We start from the raw sequence: 1,680 nt of genomic DNA, 5'->3' as shown, positions 1-1,680 counted from the left end.
AACTCTCAAGTTTCGCGACAGCGGCCCTGACCGGTCACGCCACGAGGGCGGACGCTGTCGCAAATGTCTGTTGCTAATCAGCCGTGTTCCAATGCACATCTGCGACATGCTCCTCGGCTATGCGCGCGTATCTACCGACGATCAGGATCTCACGCTTCAAAAGACGGCACTGAAGGCGGCCGGATGCCGGCGGACATTCGAGGAGAAGGTGTCCGGCGCCAAGCGCGCCCGACCGGAACTCGACCGGATGCTGGAGCAGCTGCGCGACGACGACGTGGTTGTGGTCACCCGGCTCGATCGCCTAGCGCGGTCGACGCGCGACCTGCTCGACATCGCCGAGAAGCTGAACGAGGCGGGAGCGGGGCTGCGCTCGCTCGCCGAGCCCTGGGCCGACACGACCACGCCTGCGGGACGCATGGTGCTCACCGTGTTCGCCGGCATCGCGGAGTTCGAGCGCGAGCTGATCCACCAGCGTACCAGTTCCGGCCGCGCGGCAGCCATGGCGCGCGGCGTGAAGTTCGGGCGTAAGCCCAAGCTCACTCCGGACCAGATCGCGCTCGGACAGCGTCTCGTCGGCGAAGGCACATCGGTGCGCGAAGCGGCGAAGCTGCTGAAGTGTCATCATGCCACGCTCTATCGGGCGCTCAACCATCCGGCGCAGATGCCCGTACATCGCTCGACACGTTGATTGAGGAGTAGGATTTCGCCATGATCTTCGCGCTTCTACTAGCGGCAAGTTCGCCGAATTCCGCGCTGGAGGCGGAGCGGGCCTACTCGGAAGCTGTACTTGCCAGTGGCCGTCAGGCAGCGGCACGCAGTTTCGGTCCACAAAGCGACCCCTGGCCAATACAACATGCGCCCGAAACCGCGCGCTCTCCATCTGTGGCCAGCATGTTGCAAGCAGCCGAGAGTAGCCGAAGGTGGTGGCTCACAATGATGAGTGTCGAGAGCCATGCCGAGCGCAGACCCGAACTTGTCTTTCCGTCCTGTGATCCGAGCGGGTCGGCAGTTGTTATCGGCGGGCTGTACGATGGCGGAAATCGAGTTGGATCATATAAGACGCTTTGGCGGAACAGTGCTGAGGGGTGGCGCTGGGAAATCGACGACTATCGTCGGGATGGATCGAAGGCATTAGCGGCAGAAAGTTTACAAGCGATCGAACCTGAGTGCTCGGCAAAACTCACCAATGAACAGCTCCAAATCCAAGCCGTTAGCGATGCGAAAGAGATCGCGTCTGTTTTGCGACAGGAGCAGGCCGGCAAACAGGTCGACTGGTTGGCTGTTCCAAGACGAAGCGTGGCCGAAGACGTTATCTTTGTCGGCAACGATGGCCGACGCATCCGCAGGCTCCCCGCCAAGCTGCCCATTCGGCGCATAGCGGGTGCGTTATCGTCCGGAAGCAGTTACGATGAAACGCTACGGTGGAGTAGCCGCGTCCTGGACGGGTCTGCACAAGCCCATAGCTTTCAGATCACCCAGTGGCGCGGTCCCAAGAATGGATGGCAGATCGTCTACTACGAGCTCCGCGGGTGAAACATCACGAGAGGTGATCCGGTAACTTCCAACTCGTCCAACCTCACAAACCCACGAAACTTAATATACTTTGCGGCAACGCTCAGGCCTTTGTTGACCATTTGTTCCGACTGCCGCTGTCCATATGACAAACCTTGAGGTGCCCCC

The 1,680-nt window shown here is 60.7% G+C and carries 2 protein-coding genes; both read left to right on the top strand.

The window, feature by feature from the left end; translation table 11 throughout:
• Positions 1-106 precede the first annotated feature (106 nt).
• The gene (locus tag J2Y58_RS20885) at positions 107-688 is read left to right on the top strand and encodes a recombinase family protein (protein ID WP_007406331.1); all 582 of its coding nucleotides are present in this window, start codon (positions 107-109) and stop codon (positions 686-688) included.
• Positions 689-708: 20 nt separating this feature from the next.
• On the top strand, positions 709-1,533 hold the full coding sequence (locus tag J2Y58_RS20880) for a hypothetical protein (protein ID WP_126014483.1): 825 nt from the start codon (positions 709-711) through the stop codon (positions 1,531-1,533).
• Positions 1,534-1,680 lie beyond the last annotated feature (147 nt).

Origin of the sequence: Sphingomonas sp. BE138 (genome assembly GCF_031456125.1) — a bacterium.
Classification (GTDB): domain Bacteria; phylum Pseudomonadota; class Alphaproteobacteria; order Sphingomonadales; family Sphingomonadaceae; genus Sphingomonas.
This window is presented reverse-complemented; position numbering and strand designations above follow the sequence as displayed.